Raw genomic sequence first — 17,006 nt, 5'->3', positions numbered from 1 at the left:
ATGTTTGCCAGCCAACGAAAACAGCAAATACTGCAGATTCTCGCCGTCGAAAAACAGGTGATGTCCGGCGAGCTTAGCCAGCGGTTTAACGTCTCTGAAGACTCTATCCGCCGGGATTTACGCGAGCTGGCGGGGGAAGGCAAGCTGCAGCGGGTCCACGGCGGCGCGCTGCCGGTTTCGGCGGCCATCGCGCCGATCGAAACAAGAAAAAACGTGCAAATCGCTTCAAAGCAGGCCATTGCCCGCCGGGCGGCGGCGCTGATCCAGCCGGGGCAGGTGGTGATTATCGATGGCGGGACCACGACAGAAGAAATGGTCCGCTGTCTGCCGGCTGATTTGGCCTGTACCGTCGTAACCCACAGCCCAGGTATTGCCGTCGCGCTGGTGGAACGACCGTTGATTGAGGTCATTCTGATCGGCGGGCGGCTGTTTAAACATTCGGTGGTCACCGTCGGCGCCAGCGCGCTGGAAGGTATTGCGCGGATCAATGCCGATCTGTTTTTTATGGGCGTTACCGGGGTGCATGACCGCGCGGGTTTCACTACCGGCGATTATGAAGAGGCGGCTATCAAGCGGGCACTCGCCGCGCGGGCAGCGGAAACCATTGTGATGGCGTCGCAGGAAAAACTGAACTCGGCATCGGCGTTTGCCATCGGCGAGCTAAGCCTTGCCAGTACCCTGATTATCGATGGTTTGCTGGATGAGGCCCTGCAGGCGAAGCTGACTCAGCACGGGATCGAGACGATCCGCGCCGACGCTGAGTAACAACGCCGCGGGCCGCCAGCCCCGGCCTTCACCGGGGCTGGCGGAGAATCAGCTACCGCCGGAAGTCCGACGCTGCAGCTGATCGCGCAGGTTAGGCGGCGTGCCTTTGATGGTCAGCGTATCCGTTGCCGGATCCCAGAACACCCGCTCGCCCAGCAGCATGGCATCAAAGTTGATCGTTAACCCGCCGCCGCTGCCGGCAAACTTGGTCAACTGACGCAGCGTGCTGCGATCCGCCGGGAAGCTCTCTTCCAGCTCATACCCCTGTTCAGCGGTAAATTGCTGGAAGCTCTTCTCGCTGACGCCGGCCAGCTCTTTGGATAAAGATTCCAGTTCAATCTCTTCTCCCGCCTGCAGCTGCTCGTTGCAATAAGCATATACCTGCTGACGAACGTTCTGCCGTTCGGACTTATCGAGCTGAGCATCGGAGGCGAAATCATCGACCGCCTGGAGCAGGCCGCGGTTCTGCGCTTTGGCATTCAGCCCTTCGCTGGCGCCGAGGAAGTCCATAAAGAAATCGGCCACTTTACGCCCGACCCGGCCTTTGAGGAAGGTCAGGTAGCGGGTCGACTCCGGATTGGTTTCCCATTCAGTTAAGTCAATGCGCGCCACAATATCGGCATGATTGATATCCAGATAGTGGGTTGAGCTGATATCCAGATCTTCATTAACGCGCATACTGCTCAGGTTGTTCAGCACCGCCACCAGCAGATACTCAACCGCCAGATAACGATACTGACAGAACAGAACGATACCGCCTTCTGCGAAAGGATATTTCGCCAGTTCATCACGCAGACGGCCGGTTGCCGCCCGGCTGAACGGGAGAAATTCTTCTTCGCCCTGGCGCTGCAGGCGAAGGGCCTGCGCCAGCTCGCTCTCTTCGTTAAACAGACCGTAGGCCTTGTTTTTAGCGCTGTAGACACGATGCAGCTCGGCCATCATTTCCACGACCGTCGCATTCGGCTCCAGTAAGGAATCGCGCAGCACCAGTTCGAGGTTTTGTTCATCACGTTTAATTAACTGATGCAGGGCAATCTGGTCGATATCCAGACTCATGTTAAACTCTCCTTTTAGACCGGCCGGTATTCAACCACCGCCGGGACGGCGACGCAACCGCCGCGTGACTCTTCGACGACCAGAGACTCGCGATCGTGCGCGCTTTTGCGCCGTGGCGAAAAAATGCGGAAAAAAAGCTGCTGCTACGGTAATATGTTGCCCTTTCACGAACAAACAGATTTTGAGTTTATGCCGCAATTATCCCGCTATAGTGATGAACACGTCGAACAGCTGCTTAGCGAGCTGACCAACGTGCTGGAAACACACAAAGCCCCCGTTGACCTTTCACTGATGGTGCTAGGCAATATGGTGACTAACCTGATCAATAGTAGCGTCGCGCCGGCGCAGCGTCAGGCTATCGCCCGTTCTTTTGCCCAGGCTCTGCAGTCTTCAATCAACGACGATCCGGCGCACTAAGGATAACCAACAACTGTATATGGTGACTCTTCGTCAGCCCTACCGAGAAAAAATCTCCCAGATGGTCAGCTGGGGGCACTGGTTCGCCCTGTTCAACATGTTGTTGGCCATGGTGCTCGGCAGCCGCTATCTTTTTGTCGCCGACTGGCCCACGACTCTGGGCGGACGTATTTTCTCGTATGTCAGCCTCGTGGGTCACTTCAGTTTTCTGGTATTTACCAGCTATGTCCTGATTCTCTTCCCGCTGACCTTTATCGTCGTATCGCAGCGATTGATGCGCTTCCTGTCGGTCATTCTGGCGACCGCGGGCATGACGCTCCTGCTGATCGATAGCGAAGTCTTTACCCGTTTCCACCTGCATCTTAACCCTATTGTCTGGGAACTGGTCATCAACCCTGACCAGAATGAGATGGCGCGCGACTGGCAGCTGATGTTTATCAGCGTGCCGATTATCTTCCTGCTGGAAATGCTGTTTGCGACCTGGAGCTGGCAGAAGCTGCGTAGCCTGACGCGTCGCCGCCACTACGCCCGGCCTGTCGCCTGGTTTTTCTTTCTCTCTTTTATCAGCAGCCACCTGATTTATATCTGGGCGGATGCGAATTTTTATCGCCCGATCACCATGCAACGGGCGAATCTGCCGCTCTCCTATCCGATGACGGCCCGCCGTTTCCTTGAGAAACATGGCCTGCTCGACGCCCAGGATTACCAGCGTCGTCTGGTAGAACAGGGGGCGCCGGAAGCCGTCTCCGTTGAGTATCCGCTGAGCACCCTGCGCTATCGCGATCTGGGGGCTGGCTACAACGTTCTGCTCATTACCGTCGATAACCTGAACTATTCGCGGTTTGAGAAAAATATGCCGGAACTGGCCCGTTTCGCGCAAGAGAACGTCAACTTTACCCAGCATATGAGCTCCGGCAATACCACCGATAGCGGGATGTTTGGCCTGTTCTACGGGATTTCGCCGGGCTATATGGATGGCGTCCTGTCAGCCCGCATCCCGGCCGCGTTGATTACGGCCTTTAACCAGCAGGGATATCAGCTGGGGCTGTTCTCCTCCGATGGTTTCAGCAGTCCGCTCTATCGCCAGGCGCTGCTGTCCGATTTCTCGCTGCCAAATGAGAAAATGCAAAGCGATGAGCAAACGGCGGACCAGTGGATTGGCTGGCTCAATCGCTATGCGCAGGATGAAAACCGCTGGTTCTCATGGATTTCGCTGAACGGCACCACGCTGGATAACAGTCAGCAGCAAAACTTCGCGCGTCGCTACAGCCGTGCGGCGGGAGATGTTGATAACCAAATCAGCCGGGTACTGAGCGCCCTGAGCGATGCCGGAAAACTGGATAATACGGTGGTGATTATTACCGCCGCGCACGGTATGCCGTTGAATCCGCAGCGCGGTAAGTTTGACTGGTCCCGGGAGCAGCTGCAGGTTCCGCTGGTTATTCACTGGCCAGGGATTCCGGCGCAGAACATCGCGACGCTGACCAGCAACAAAGATGTGATGACGACGCTGATGCAGCGCCTGCTGCACGTCTCCACGCCTGCCAACGAATACTCACAGGGTGAAGACCTGTTCAGCCCCGCGCGTCGTAGGGCCTGGGTGACGGCGGCCAACGGCGATACGCTGGCGGTCACGTCGCCAGAGGTGACCGTGGTGCTGAACCACAACGGCACCTACAGCACCTGGAACAGCGACGGCAAAAAGATTGATAACCGCAAACCTCAACTCAGCCTGCTGCTGCAGATCCTGACTGACGAAAAACGCTTTATCGCTAACTGATTGATTAATTATGAATCAATCAGCCGTTCCCCGGCTTGCATTCGGTCGGGGAACGGGTAATATTGTCCTCCATACGTCGGCACGTAGCGCAGCCTGGTAGCGCACCGTCATGGGGTGTCGGGGGTCGGAGGTTCAAATCCTCTCGTGCCGACCAAATCATTCACCGGTAAGTTATCTTAACAACCGGTAACCCCTTAAGAACCCGCATCCTCTCTGAGCCTGCGGGTTTTTTAATGCCCGAATCACCCCGCCGACACGGTCGCGGTCCGCGGTCGAATCTATCCCCGTTTCCGTACTGCTGATGAAGAAACTCCGACCTTACTGATTGTAAATCGAAGAATAGCTTCTATTATTCGTCGTACTTGCCTGACACCGGAACAATTAATATGAGAGTTAATGGACTTACGAAGGGATTTTTTATCCTGATTTTGCTGATGGTCAGCCTCGCCTTTTTTAATGTTCTTTCCCCCTATTATTCAGCCATACTGTGGGCCGCGATTCTGTCGGTCATCTTCAACCCGGTGAAGAACAAGTTGCGTACTCGCCTCGGTGAGCGCAATGGCCTGGCCTCGTTGTTGACCGTCGTGATTATCTGCCTGATTGTTTTCACGCCGCTGGCGATCATCATTTCATCGCTGGCGATTGAGCTCAACCTGGTTTACACCCAGCTTCAGCATAACGACACCCAGTTTCCTGTGGTGGTGGCCAATCTGTTTGCCCATCTGCCTGAGTGGGCCAGAAGCTTTCTCTCCGAACATAACCTTGACAGCGCAGAGCAGATTCAGAAACAGCTCTCTGACGCCGCTCTGAAAGGCGGGCAATATCTGGCCGGCAGCGCGTTCCTGATTGGTAAAGGGACTTTCGGCTTTACCGTTAGCTTCGGCATCATGCTGTATCTGCTGTTTTTCCTGCTCAAAGATGGCCCCTATCTGGTCATGCTCATCCTTGAGTCCCTGCCGCTGTCTAACTACGTTAAGCAGCATCTGTTTGCTAAATTTGCCGCCGTATCACGGGCAACCGTAAAAGGTACCGCCGCCGTCGCCCTCGCCCAGGGGATACTTGGCGGCATCGCGTTTTCTATCGCCGGCCTCGACGGCAGCATTTTGTGGGGCGCCATCATGGCGTTTCTGTCGCTGATTCCGGCGATCGGTTCCGCCATAGTCTGGGTACCGGCTGCCATCTTCCTGTTTGCCACCGATCAGCTATGGCAAGGGGCGTTTATCGTCGGCTTCTTCGTGATTGTGATAGGCCTGGTGGATAATATTCTGCGCCCGCTGCTGGTGGGCAAAGATACCAAAATGCCGGACTATCTGATTTTGATTGCCACCCTCGGCGGCATGGAGATTTATGGGATTAATGGCTTTGTCATCGGGCCGCTGATCGCCGCCCTGTTTATTGCCTGCTGGAATCTGCTATCGGGGCGCGAGCACGCGGGCAACACCGACGAAATCGATGAAGAGTTCATCGAGGAAGGAAAAGTCAGTCGCGATGAGTAGGCATCGGGGGGAGCATTTCGCTTCCCCCGTCTCCCCTTCTGTTACTGTTATAGCGCCCCTTATTCGCGGGTATTGGCCGGTCGGACTGGAATCATCGCACCTGAAAACGTCTTCGCTTGCTGATGATTATTAACGCCGGGTTGCCGGTTGCCGTTGGCGGCAATATCCCGTCAGGGATACCCAAAGAACCTTTCGCTCAGAGAGTGAATTTGGGTAGTGAATACTTGCAAACCAGCCAATAAAGCCAGTCAATCAGACCACAATATATGAAAATAATGGTAAATTATTCTTACCATTACGCAAAAGAGTGCTAGTCTTTTGCCGTTAAAGATCGATAACAAAGGATGATGAATCGTGAAGAAAATCTCTACGCTTGCTGTTTCTCTGCTGGCCGTTGCCTGTGTTTCCACCAGCGCGCTGGCCGCTGAACAGCCTCTGGAAAAGGTCGCCCCCTATCCGAAGGCGGAAAAAGGCATGAAGCGTCAGGTGATTCAGCTGCCGCAGCAGCAGGACGAATCCGCATTTAAAGTCGAGCTGATGATCGGCCAGACCCTTGAGGTTGACTGCAACCGCCATCGCCTCGGCGGTCAACTGGAAAGCAAAACGCTGGAAGGCTGGGGTTACGATTACTACGTTTTTGATAAAGTGACCGGACCGGTTTCAACCATGATGGCCTGCCCGGACGGCAAAAAAGAGCGTAAATTTGTGCTGGCAGGCTTGGGTGATGATGCCATGCTGCGCTACAACAGCAAGCTGCCCATCGTGGTCTACACCCCAGATAACGTCGAAGTAAAATACCGAATCTGGAAAGCAGACGAAACCATCGGCAATGCCGTTGTACGCTAACGCGAAGCGATAAACAGTCACTATCCGGCGGCATCAGCCGCCGGATGTCGTTCTACAGCGCAATATCCGCCATAGGTTTGTCACCGGAGAGCGGCTTCAGCTCCGCCAGCGGGACCTGATCAACCACCGCTACCGGCTCGTAATGCAGCTGCAGTACTTCACTGGTCCACGCCAGCGCCTGTTCAATCGCCGCCGGGTTACCATCCAGACGCAGACCGTAGGAGGGAACGATCTCTTTCAGTTTCGCCTGCCAGGCGGCCGACTGCACCTTCTCTTTAAAGACCTTCTCCATCAGCTGTAGCATGATAGGCGCCGCCGTCGATGCTCCCGGAGAAGCTCCCAGCAGCGCTGCAACGGTACCTTCGTCATCGCTGACCACTTCCGTGCCCAGACGCAGTACGCCCTTCTTACCGTTGCGTTTGATAATCTGTACACGCTGGCCGGCCTGCCACAAGCGCCAGTCCTCTTTACTCGCTTCCGGATAGTATTCGCGCAGCGCCTCGTGACGATCGTTATCTTTCTGCATCACCTGGCTAATCAGATATTTCACCAGATCGAAGTTATCCAGACCGACATTGAGCATCGGCAGAATATTCGAGGTGTTGGTTGATGCCAGCAGATCCCACAGCGAACCGTTTTTCAGGAAGCGGGTCGAGAAGGTCGCGAACGGTCCAAACAGTACCACCCGCTTGCCATCGATAATCCGCGTATCGATATGCGGAACCGACATCGGCGGCGCGCCCACTTCGGCCTGGCCATAGACTTTCGCCAGATGATGGTTCACCACCTCCGGGTTTTCGCACACCAGGAACTGTCCCCCCACCGGGAAGCCCGCGTACTCTTTCGCCTGAGGAATACCGGTTTCCTGAAGCAGCGTCAGCGCGGCGCCGCCGGCGCCAATAAAGATAAATTTGGCTTTAATAACGCGCTTCTGGCGACGATTATCGGCATCGGCCAGGGTCACTGTCCAGCTCTTGTCCGCGTTGCGCTTAAAGCGACGCACAACGGTACCAAGCTGCAAAGAGAAGTTATCATGGGTCTGCAGTCCGGCAATCAGCTGGCGGGTGATTTCCCCGTAGTTGACGTCGGTCCCGACTTCGGTGCGGGTCGCGGCCACTTTTTGCTGCGGATCTCGCCCTTCCATCACCAGCGGCGCCCACTCTTTGATCTGCTGATGATCTTCAGAATAGCGAATCCCGCGGAACAGCTCACTCTGCTGGAGCGCCGCGTAACGCGCGCGCAGGAAATTCACATTGTCTTCGCCCCACACAAAGCTCATGTGCGGCACGCTGTTAATAAACGATTTCGGCTTACTGAGTATGCCGCGTGTCACCTGGTGAGCCCAAAATTGCCGGGAGATGTGGAAGGATTCGTTGATATCGACCGCTTTGTCGATATTAATCCCACTGGCGGTTTGTGGCGTGTAGTTCAGCTCCATCAAAGCCGCATGACCGGTACCCGCATTGTTCCAGCCGTTCGAGCTCTCTTCAGCCACGCTGGACATCTGCTCGACCATGGTAATAGACCAGTCCGGCTCAAGTTCCTGAAGCCAGGTTCCCAACGTGGCGCTCATGATGCCGCCGCCAATCAACAATACATCCGTCTCTTGCTCATGGCGGGTGTTGGTCCGAGGTGTATTTGAACCAACAGCCGGTGAGCTGGGTACGGCCATCTTTTTCTTCATCGGATTTGAGCCTTACTTTACTCGCTTTTGGATTTAGCGCAGGTGAAACGATTATCGAGAATCAAGGTAACACCGAAGATCAAAAAATTAAATATTGTTTAAAATTTAAGTTGAGTTTTGAGATCTGTTATAAAAATGTTTAATAAATGTGTACGCTAAATCATATTTTGTACTGGTATATGTCACGTCCACGCGCTATCATCCCCTGTTTTGTGACAGACCGCACACAAGCTCCGGCTCGTGGTTCCGGCTTTTATCTACCAGCGAAACGCTTATGCATCAGGCCACCAACCCCGCACCACCCTCTTCGAACGGCGCGCTTCGCCATGTATTACGCTCGCCGTCGCTACTGACCCGCGAAGCGCTGGCTGGCGTACTCACCGCGCTGGCCCTGATTCCAGAGGTTATCTCCTTTTCTGTGATTGCCGGGGTTGACCCGAAAGTCAGCCTGATTGCGTCCGTCGTGCTCTGTCTGGCGATGTCGGTGCTTGGCGGCAGACCGGCCATGGTCACCGCAGCGGCGGGGTCGGTGGCGCTGGTCATTGGCCCTATGGTGCATCAACACGGCGTGGGCTATATCCTGCCCGCTGTCATTTTGGCTGGTATTATTCAAATTTTGTTTGGGTTGTGCGGTATGGCCCGACTGATGCGATTTATTCCGCAATCGGTGATGACCGGATTTGTGAATGCGCTGGGGATACTGATCTTTTTTGCCCAGCTGCCACATTTCTGGAGCACACGGCCGCTGATCCTCGGCCTGTTCGTGCTGACGCTGCTGATTGTGCTGTGGGCGCCACGCTATATCAAAGCCATCCCTTCGCCGCTGATCGCCATCATCCTGCTGACCTTGTTTACCGTCACCAGCGGCCAGCTGCTGCCCACCGTCGGTGATGAAGGCACTATGAGCGGTGGACTGCCCGGACTTACCGCTCTGCGGGTACCGCTCGATCTGCACACGCTGAGCATTATCTGGCCCTGCGCGTTGAGTATCGCCTTCGTTGGCCTGCTGGAGTCGCTGCTGACGGCTAAACTCGTGGATGATCTGACCCACACGCCATCCAGCAAAGCGCGCGAGAGCACCGGGCTGGGCATCGCCAATATTCTCGCCGGATTGTACGGCGGTATCGCCGGCTGCGCCATGATCGGGCAGACCATCGTTAACGTCGAAATGGGCAAGGGCCGAAGCCGCGTCTCAACCGTTGCGGCAGGCCTTGTACTGCTGCTGCTGGTCACCGCGCTGAGTGAAGTAATGGCTAAAATTCCGATGGTGGTGCTGGCCGGAGTGATGGTGATTGTGGCGGCAAAAACCTTCAGCTGGCACAGCATTCGGCCGGCGGAAGTGGCGCGCCATCCGTGGCCGGAAACGCTGGTTATGCTGGCGACCGTCGGCGCGACGGTCGGAACCAGCAATCTGGCCATTGGCGTTGTGGCCGGACTGGCAGTGATGGCGCTGATTCCTCGCCGGCTGCGCAGCAGGCCGGCGCTTACATCAGAAATATCGTCGCCAGACCGAGAAAAATAAAGAAGCCGCCGGTGTCGGTGATCGCGGTGATCATCACGCTGGAGCCGACCGCCGGATCGCGCCCCAGCTTGACCATCACCATCGGAATAATCACCCCCATCATCGCGGCCATCAGCAGATTCAGCATCATCGCCAGCGTCATCACGCCGCCCAGCTGCGGGTCCTGATACAACCACCAGGTGATCGCCCCCATGATCCCGCCCCATACCAGGCCGTTAATCAGCGCGACGCCCATCTCGCGCAGAATCAGAAACGAAAAGCTGCCGGGCTGAATGTGCTGTAATGCCATAGCGCGCACGATCATGGTGATCGTCTGATTGCCGGTGTTGCCGCCGATCCCGGCGACGATCGGCATCAGCGAGGCAAGCGCCACCAGCTGTGAAATGGTGTGTTCAAACCCGTCAATCACCCGCGAGGCGATAAAGGCGGTGCACAGATTAACCGCCAGCCAGGCCCAGCGGGTCTTCACCGCTTTGCTGACCGGCGCAAAGACATCCTCTTCGCTGCTCAGACCGCCCATACCGCGCAGATCGCTGTCCGTCTCTTCATAGACGACGTCAACAATCTCATCGATGGTCAGACGGCCCATCAGCTTCCCTTCTGCATCAATCACCGCGGCGCTGATCAAGTCGTCACGTTCAAAGGTACGCGCCACCTTTTCAGCCTCTTCGTGCGGCTGGAAGGTGACCGGGTCCCCTTCCATGACGTCGCCGACCCGTTTTTGCGCCGCATTGAGCAGAATCGTTTGCAGCTGAAGCTCACCCAGCAGAAGCTTATTGCGGGTGGTCACAAACAGCTTATCGGTGTTCGCCGGCATTTTGCCCAACCGCCGCAGATAGCGCTGTACCGCCGCCAGCGTCATTTCCGGACGCACGACAATCACTTCGAACTCCATGATTGCCCCAACGGTATTGTCGGCGTAACGCATAATCTGGCGGACGCGCGCGCGCTTATCCGGCGGCATCGTCGCCAGTAAGCGACCGGTCAGGTTACGCGGCAGGTGCTGAACCAGATAGACCTGTTCGTCGATATCCAGGGTTTGCAGCGCGTCGAGCAGCTCGTGGTCGCTCATCTTATCGATGAGATCGCCCCAGACGTTTTCCGATGCCTCGAGCAGCACCTCGCCGCGTTTGTCGTTGCTGACCAGCTGCCAGAGCGCATTACGCCCGTCGTACGGCAGCGCTTCGAGGGCATCGGCAAGGTCCGGTGGCGGCAGGTGAGAGACCAGCACCTCGACCTCCGCCAGATCGTCTGCCAGCGTGCCGTCGTCATAGCGTTCAGCAAGCGTCAGTTTTCCCAGCAGCGCCGAGGTGACGGCTTTATCGGTGGTCAGCAGCCAGATAAGGCGGGCACGCTCTTCATCACGTAATCTGGCACTTTTTTTATGCGAAACGGACATCGGTCAGGCAATCCTTTTGAGAACATGTGGCAGGCCAGGAGCCATAAGCATAGCGCGGGGAGGGAGAAAAAATAACCGTCGCCGCGTTCAGGCGGCGGAAAAATCAACAACCGCGCCGCCGGCGAGCCGGCGACGCGATCAATCAGGCGGTGCGGGCCACCGCATCCCGGGTAGCCAGCTCGCGCTCTTCTCCCGTCAGCTCTGTCAGCTGGCCGCTTCGCATCTCCAGCAGGCGGTCGGCATGTTGGAAGTAGTGATCGTCGTGGCTAATGGCGAAAACGGTTTTCCCCATTTGCTGCAGCAGCGGCAGCAGCAGCTGGTAAAACTCGCGCCGGAAATGCGGGTCCTGATCCGCCGCCCACTCATCAAGCAGAATGATATCCCGCTCCTCCGCCAGCGCCAGCAGCAGCGCAACGCGTTTTTTCTGCCCTTTCGACAGCTTCAAATCGACAATCCTGCCGTTATCCAGCTGCAGTTTATGCGTCATTTTCAGGTACGCCATCCACTGGTCAACCAGCGCGGAGTCCGCCGCTTTTCCGCCGGGGCCCAGCAGCCGATCGAACAGCCAGACATCGGTAAAGACCGCCGAAAAAAGCTTGCGGTAATCTTCGGGCTTGTCTGCCGCAAGGGGCTGGCCATCGAGCAGAATCTGCCCGGAAGCCGGTTGATACAGCCCGGTCAGCAGCATCGCCAGCGTCGATTTACCGCTGCCATTGCCGCCAATTAAAAACACCAGCTCGCCGCGCTGCAGGGTCAGGTTAATCGGCCCGACAGCAAAGCTGTTATCCGGATAGTGGAAGCAGACGTCGCGCAGCTCCAGAGTCTGCCAGTGCGGGTGCGGTTCCGGCTGCGGGAAGTCGGCGCGATACGGTGCCAGCGAGAAGGTATTCAGCTTGTTGAACGCCACCTGGGCGCTGAGCAATGTCGGCAGCGCTCCGACCGCCGAGAGCAGCGGCGTGCGCAGGAACAGCAGAGTCAGCGAGTAGGTCGCCGCCACCGCGGTATTCGCCCAGCCGAGGCTGTTTGCCATCCAGAACACCAGTCCGATGGCCCCCAGCATCATAATATTCGACCAGTTCACCGCGCTGAGATGGAACGTATCGGCGCGGATAATATGGTGACGATATTCGCGGGCATCCGGCAGATAAAGCTGATTAAACACGTATTCCGCGCGTTCCCGGTTAAGGGTTAACTCTTTGCGCCCCTCCAGCACCGTCTGGTAGTCGTGGTACAGCTTGTCTTCCGTTTCCCGCAGCGTCGCCATATGCCTGTAGACGCGAGCCACCAGCACAAACCCGCCCCAGATGGTCAGCGCCATCCACAGCGCGGTCACCATCATCATTTTGCCCGACAGCCACGCCAGATAGGCGGCGGAACCAAAGGTCAGGATAATCCCCTGCACCAGCTCCGGCAGGCGCACAAAAGCGATGGTGATATTGCGAATGTCGCTGGTTAAACCGGCAAGCAGCGAAGCGCTACCGATCTTCTCGACCTTTTCGATTTGGGTATCAAGGATGCGTTTGATAAATTCGCCGCGCAGGCGGAAGACAAAATGGTGGCCCAGGGTGGTCAGGGCCAGCTGGGAACCCAGCGTCACGACCATCAGCAGCAGCAACAAACCGAGAAATTCCGGCAGCACCGCCAGCGAGGTATCGACCACGGTCATCAGACGCAGATTAATAAAGGCAATAAGCCCGATTCCCAGCGCCGCACTGAGCAGACTCAGGGCAATGACGGAGATAAACGGCCAGCGATACTGGCGCCAGACAAGCAGCAGAAGTTCCATAACTCACAATCCGGGCAGCAAAACAGCCAGCAGTTTAAACTGCTCGCCCATGACATCAAGAATAATTCTTATTTTTGTTCTCTCGCACCGGCAAGACGGAAGGTGAGGTTATAGCGACAGGCGCCGGTCTGCGGATGGTCGCCCTCTTTCAGCGGCTGGATACCGTGGTAAAACAGGCGCGATTCTCCCCCCCAGACCACCACATCGCCATGCTCCAGCAGCACGCGCTGCAGCGGATCGCTGCGCCGCAGACCGCCAAACTGAAACACGGCGGGCAGCCCCAGTGACACCGACACAATAGGCGCCCGCAGATCGCGTTCATCTTTATCCTGATGCAGAGACAGCTTTGCCCCGGGCTGATAGCGATTAATCAGACAGGCATCGGGAGCAAAATCAGGATAGCCGCAGGCAAGCGCCGCCTCCGCAGCCAGTTGACGAAAGATCGTCGGCATCGACGGCCAGCGCTGACCGGTTAACGGATCGTCAGGAGCATAGAGGTAGCCGTGCATATCGGTGGTCCAGCCCACTCTGCCGCAGTTGGTCATCGCCACCGACATGGTATAGCCTCCCGGCGTCACCATTTGACGAAACGGCGACCGGCTGGCGACCTGCATTATCGCCTGCAGCAACGCCGCCGCGCGCCGGTGGGCGAAGCGCCGCAGAATGGTGGCCCCAGGCGCCAGCGGCTCCTGCCAGGGGGGCGTATCGGCGAATAAATCGAGCATCACTTCTCCTCGGTTTGCGCTTCCCGGGCCAGCAATTGCGCTTTACGGGCCGTTCCCCAGCGATAGCCTGAGAGCGCCCCGCCCTCGCGGACCCCCCGATGGCACGGGATAACAATGGCGAGTTTATTGGCCGCGCAGGCGCCTGCCACGGCTCTCACCGCACGAGGTTGGCCAATGCTCTGCGCGACCTGACGATAGCTGCGGGTCTCTCCTGCCGGGATCTGGCGCAACGCCTGCCAGACGCGCAGCTGAAACGCGGTACCGCGCAGATCCAGCGGTAGATTAACGGCCTTGCGAGGATCGTCCAGATGGGCGAAAACCTCGGCTACCCGCTGGCAAAAATGCGCATCCCCCGGCAGAAGCCGGGCGTGAGGGAAGAGACGGGATAACGCATCAACCAGCGCTGCGTCCTCTTCCCCTGGTAAAACGGCGCACACCCCCCGTTCACTTTCCGCAACCAGGCAGCGGCCGACCGCGCAGTCGCCGACAGTATAGATAATGTCGGTATCCTCGCCGCCGCGGCGAAACTGGCGGGCGGTCATCCCAAGCGCGGCATCCGCCTGACGATAATAACTGCTGCCTCCGGGAAAGCCTGCCGCTAGCACGGCGGGCGTCACTTTTTCCCCCTGCCCCAGCGCTTCGCGCAAACGTCGCGCACGCCATGCCTGTTGCCAGGCTTTCGGCGTCATTCCGGTGACGGATTTGAATAAACGATGAAAATGAAAGGGGCTGACCGCCAGTTCCTGCGCCAGTGCCTCAAGGGTCACGGGCGATTCCTGTTCCAGCAGGCGACAGGCCCGGGTGACTTTGTCCACCTTCTGCTGCTGCGGATCGCGTTTATCCGGCTGGCAGCGCTTACAAGGACGAAAGCCAGCGGCGATCGCCGCCTCAACCGCGGGGTAAAAGCGCACATTCTCCCGCAGCGCTCGCCGCGAACGGCAGGACGGGCGGCAACAGATACCGGTGGTCAGTACGGCAAAGACAAACTGACCATCGGCTCGCACATCGCGATCGCACACCGCCTGCCAGCGGCGATCGTCGGTATCAGCAATTATCGGTTTCATAACGGGCTCCTGCTTTAAGTGTATCGTCAGTCTGAATCCGCGCCCGATGAAAAAAACCCGAAATCTTGCTGTTTAATTCTTTTCGCCGACGAGGAAAGTGCGGAACTGCGGCGACATCCAGGTTGTAAACCCGTCGCCCTCTTTGACGATCATGTAAACCGCCAGCCCCTGCTGGCGCACCACTTCCTGCGCCCTTTCCGGCCCCAACACCATCAGGCCGGTATCCCAGCCGTCCGCTTCCAGCGCCGTCGGGGCGATGACCGTGACCGAGACCAGCTTATGATCAATCGGCCGGCCGGTTTGCGGATCGATAACGTGGGAAATACGTTTACCGTCCAGCTCATAGTAGTTGCGATAGCTGCCGGAGGTGCTGATCCCATGTCCGTTGATATCAACAATCGCCTGCACGGCATTTTCGCGATCGGTTGGTTTCTGGATGGCCACCCGCCACGGCTGCCCGTCGCCGTTCATTCCCCGGCTGACCAACGCCCCGCCGACCGAAACCAGGTAACGGGAAATGCCCTCCTGCTCCATCAGGCGAGCCAGATGATCGGCGGCATAGCCTTCGCCAACGGTGGAGAGATCGACAAACAGATCCGGGATGTCTTTTTGCAGATATTGCCGATCCGCGTGGTTAATGACCGTCAGATGCTGGAGCCCCGTGCGCGCTTTCGCGGCGGCGATCTGCTGAGGATCCGGCGTTTTAACCGGTTGCTTGTCGGGGCCAAACCCCCAGAGGTTCACCAGCGGCCCCACCGTAATATCCATGGCGCCCGCGGTTTTGGCGCCGATGCGCAGCGAGAGAGTGACAATATCAGCCATCGCTTCGCTGACCGGCCACGGCTCGGTCGTGGTGGCATGGTTAAAGCGCATCAGCGCAGAATCGTTCTTCCAGGTGGAGAGCAGACGATCGTCGGCATCGAGCTGCGCCTGGACCTTCTGTCGCAGCGCCTCGGCTTTGGCTTCATCAACGCCAATGACGCTGACCCGCCAGAATGTGCCCATCGTCTTACCATCCAGTACGGTCGCGGCACTTTTTGGCGCAGTGGGAGTTGTGGCTGAATCGCAGCCGGAAAGCAGTACGCAGACGCTGAACAGCGCGCTACGGAAAAAAGTGATATCCATACAATCAGGTTCCTCTTGCTAAGGCAGCAAGATTACACCAGCGAGGTTAAACCGGGCATAAAAAAAGGCGCCAGAGGCGCCTTTTTCGTCACTTCAGCGTGCTTAGAACTGGTAAACCAGGCCCAGAGCAACCACGTCGTCGGTAGAGATACCGGCACGACGGGTGAATTCATTGTCGTCCAGCAGGTTGATTTTGTAATCAACGTAGGTAGACATGTTTTTGTTGAAGTAGTAGGTCGCACCCAGGTCAACGTATTTCAGGATATCCTGATCGCCGAAACCTTCGATGTCCTTACCTTTAGACTGCAGGTAAGCAACGGACGGACGCAGACCGAAGTCGAACTGGTACTGAGCAACCACTTCGAAGTTCTGCGCTTTGTTTGCATAACCGCTAATAGCGTCTGCATTGCCATTACCGCTGAAACGGGTCGCGTTGTAGGTCTGGGTGTACTGAGTTGCCAGGTAAACGTTGTTCGCGTCGTATTTCAGACCACCGGTGTAGGTTTCAGCGTTATCACCACGACCTTTGGACAGAGAGTTCTGATCATCAGTACGTTTGGAGTGGCTGTAAGCGAAACCAGCGCTGATGCCGTCCCAGATGTCATAAGTTACGGAAGTACCGAAACCGTCGCCGTTCTGTTTCAGAGCGCCACGACCGTTGTTGGTTGCGCCTTCGCCGCTAACGCTGCCGTTTTTACCCTGATACTGCAGAGCAAAGTTCAGGCCGTCAACCAGACCGAAGAAGTCAGAGTTACGGTAGGTTGCAACGCCGTTAGCACGGGACTGCAGGAAGTTGTCAGAACCGTAGGTGTCTCCGCCGAATTCCGGCAGAACGTCGGTCCAGGAAGTTACGTCGTAAACAACGCCGTAGTTACGACCGTAGTCGAAAGAGCCCGCGTCGCCAAATTTCAGACCAGCAAACGCCAGACGAGTCCATGCCTGATCGCTTGAGCTTTCAGTGTTGTTCGCCTGAACGTTGTATTCCCACTGGCCGTAACCGGTCAGCTGGTCATTGATCTGAGTTTCGCCTTTAACGCCTACACGCATGTAGGTCTGGTCGCCGTCAACGCTCTTGTCGTCAGAGAAATAGTGCAGACCGTCGATTTTACCGTACAGGTCTAATTTGTTGCCGTCTTTGTTATAAATTTCAGCCGCATTCGCTGCGCCTGCTACCAGCAGAGCCGGTACCAGGAGGGACAGTACTTTAACTTTCATGTTATTAACCCTCTGTTTGTTATATGCCTTTTATTATTGCCACTGCTTACTGATTACCCTTCTAATCAGTCGGCTATATTCATTGTGCTGTAAAATGCAGAATAATCCAACAAGAATATGATACGA

Annotated in this window: 14 protein-coding genes and 1 tRNA gene; 7 read left to right on the top strand and 8 right to left on the bottom strand. The window is 56.8% G+C overall.

The annotated features are described in order from the left end of the window. Positions 1-765, top strand: a complete 765-nt coding sequence (locus OQV00_RS07690) for a DeoR/GlpR family DNA-binding transcription regulator (protein WP_004864854.1) — start codon at positions 1-3, stop codon at positions 763-765. Positions 766-813: 48 nt separating this feature from the next. Here OQV00_RS07690 and yejK read toward each other — a convergent pair whose 3' ends face one another. Continuing rightward, positions 814-1,821: a nucleoid-associated protein YejK gene (gene yejK / locus OQV00_RS07685; protein WP_004864857.1), complete on the bottom strand. Its 1,008-nt coding sequence runs from the start codon at positions 1,819-1,821 to the stop codon at positions 814-816. Between the two features lie 189 nt (positions 1,822-2,010). Here yejK and OQV00_RS07680 point away from each other — a divergent pair, with 189 nt between their 5' ends. The 5 genes from OQV00_RS07680 to eco all read left to right on the top strand — a co-directional run bounded on the left by OQV00_RS07680 (position 2,011) and on the right by eco (position 6,360). Further along, positions 2,011-2,238, top strand: coding sequence for a YejL family protein (locus tag OQV00_RS07680; RefSeq protein WP_015583825.1), 228 nt, complete (start codon positions 2,011-2,013; stop codon positions 2,236-2,238). A gap of 19 nt (positions 2,239-2,257) precedes the next feature. Next, entirely contained in the window at positions 2,258-4,018 is a 1,761-nt protein-coding gene (gene yejM / locus OQV00_RS07675; RefSeq protein WP_032717972.1) for an LPS biosynthesis-modulating metalloenzyme YejM, read from the top strand. 77 nt (positions 4,019-4,095) lie between these two features. Next, positions 4,096-4,172 (top strand) — tRNA-Pro (locus tag OQV00_RS07670). A 232-nt stretch (positions 4,173-4,404) separates the two neighbouring features. Then, positions 4,405-5,514, top strand: a complete 1,110-nt coding sequence (locus OQV00_RS07665; RefSeq protein WP_004864864.1) for an AI-2E family transporter — start codon at positions 4,405-4,407, stop codon at positions 5,512-5,514. A gap of 354 nt (positions 5,515-5,868) precedes the next feature. Beyond that, complete coding sequence (eco, locus tag OQV00_RS07660) at positions 5,869-6,360, top strand: serine protease inhibitor ecotin (protein ID WP_004864866.1); 492 nt, start codon at positions 5,869-5,871, stop codon at positions 6,358-6,360. Positions 6,361-6,412: 52 nt separating this feature from the next. Here the strand turns inward: eco and mqo are convergent, their stop codons facing one another. Next, positions 6,413-8,044 (bottom strand): malate dehydrogenase (quinone), encoded by a 1,632-nt coding sequence (gene mqo / locus OQV00_RS07655; RefSeq protein ID WP_266280113.1) that lies wholly within the window; start codon positions 8,042-8,044, stop codon positions 6,413-6,415. A 274-nt stretch (positions 8,045-8,318) separates the two neighbouring features. Between mqo and OQV00_RS07650 the strand changes: the two genes are divergently transcribed. Continuing rightward, the gene (locus OQV00_RS07650; protein WP_004864870.1) at positions 8,319-9,566 is read left to right on the top strand and encodes a SulP family inorganic anion transporter; all 1,248 of its coding nucleotides are present in this window, start codon (positions 8,319-8,321) and stop codon (positions 9,564-9,566) included. Here the strand turns inward: OQV00_RS07650 and mgtE are convergent. From mgtE to OQV00_RS07620, 6 genes are all read right to left on the bottom strand, one after another. Beyond that, positions 9,529-10,965 (bottom strand): magnesium transporter, encoded by a 1,437-nt coding sequence (gene mgtE, locus OQV00_RS07645; RefSeq protein ID WP_004864871.1) that lies wholly within the window; start codon positions 10,963-10,965, stop codon positions 9,529-9,531. The genes OQV00_RS07650 and mgtE overlap by 38 nt on opposite strands. 142 nt (positions 10,966-11,107) lie before the next feature. Next, the gene (locus OQV00_RS07640) at positions 11,108-12,751 is read right to left on the bottom strand and encodes a multidrug ABC transporter permease/ATP-binding protein (protein ID WP_104897094.1); all 1,644 of its coding nucleotides are present in this window, start codon (positions 12,749-12,751) and stop codon (positions 11,108-11,110) included. Between the two features lie 68 nt (positions 12,752-12,819). Beyond that, the gene (gene alkB, locus OQV00_RS07635) at positions 12,820-13,476 is read right to left on the bottom strand and encodes a DNA oxidative demethylase AlkB (protein ID WP_015583823.1); all 657 of its coding nucleotides are present in this window, start codon (positions 13,474-13,476) and stop codon (positions 12,820-12,822) included. Next, positions 13,476-14,540: a bifunctional DNA-binding transcriptional regulator/O6-methylguanine-DNA methyltransferase Ada gene (gene ada, locus OQV00_RS07630; RefSeq protein ID WP_266280111.1), complete on the bottom strand. Its 1,065-nt coding sequence runs from the start codon at positions 14,538-14,540 to the stop codon at positions 13,476-13,478. Before ada ends, alkB begins: the two co-directional genes overlap by 1 nt. A 72-nt stretch (positions 14,541-14,612) precedes the next feature. Then, positions 14,613-15,665, bottom strand: a complete 1,053-nt coding sequence (gene apbE / locus OQV00_RS07625) for an FAD:protein FMN transferase ApbE (protein ID WP_015583821.1) — start codon at positions 15,663-15,665, stop codon at positions 14,613-14,615. 102 nt (positions 15,666-15,767) lie between these two features. Then, positions 15,768-16,880 (bottom strand): porin OmpC, encoded by a 1,113-nt coding sequence (locus OQV00_RS07620; protein ID WP_004864882.1) that lies wholly within the window; start codon positions 16,878-16,880, stop codon positions 15,768-15,770. Positions 16,881-17,006: the final 126 nt, after the last annotated feature.

It is taken from the genome of Klebsiella sp. DY2415 (assembly GCF_026314315.1).
GTDB lineage: Bacteria > Pseudomonadota > Gammaproteobacteria > Enterobacterales > Enterobacteriaceae > Klebsiella > Klebsiella ornithinolytica.
The sequence above is the reverse complement of the archived record's forward strand: the minus strand, read 5'-3'. Positions and strand labels throughout refer to the sequence as shown.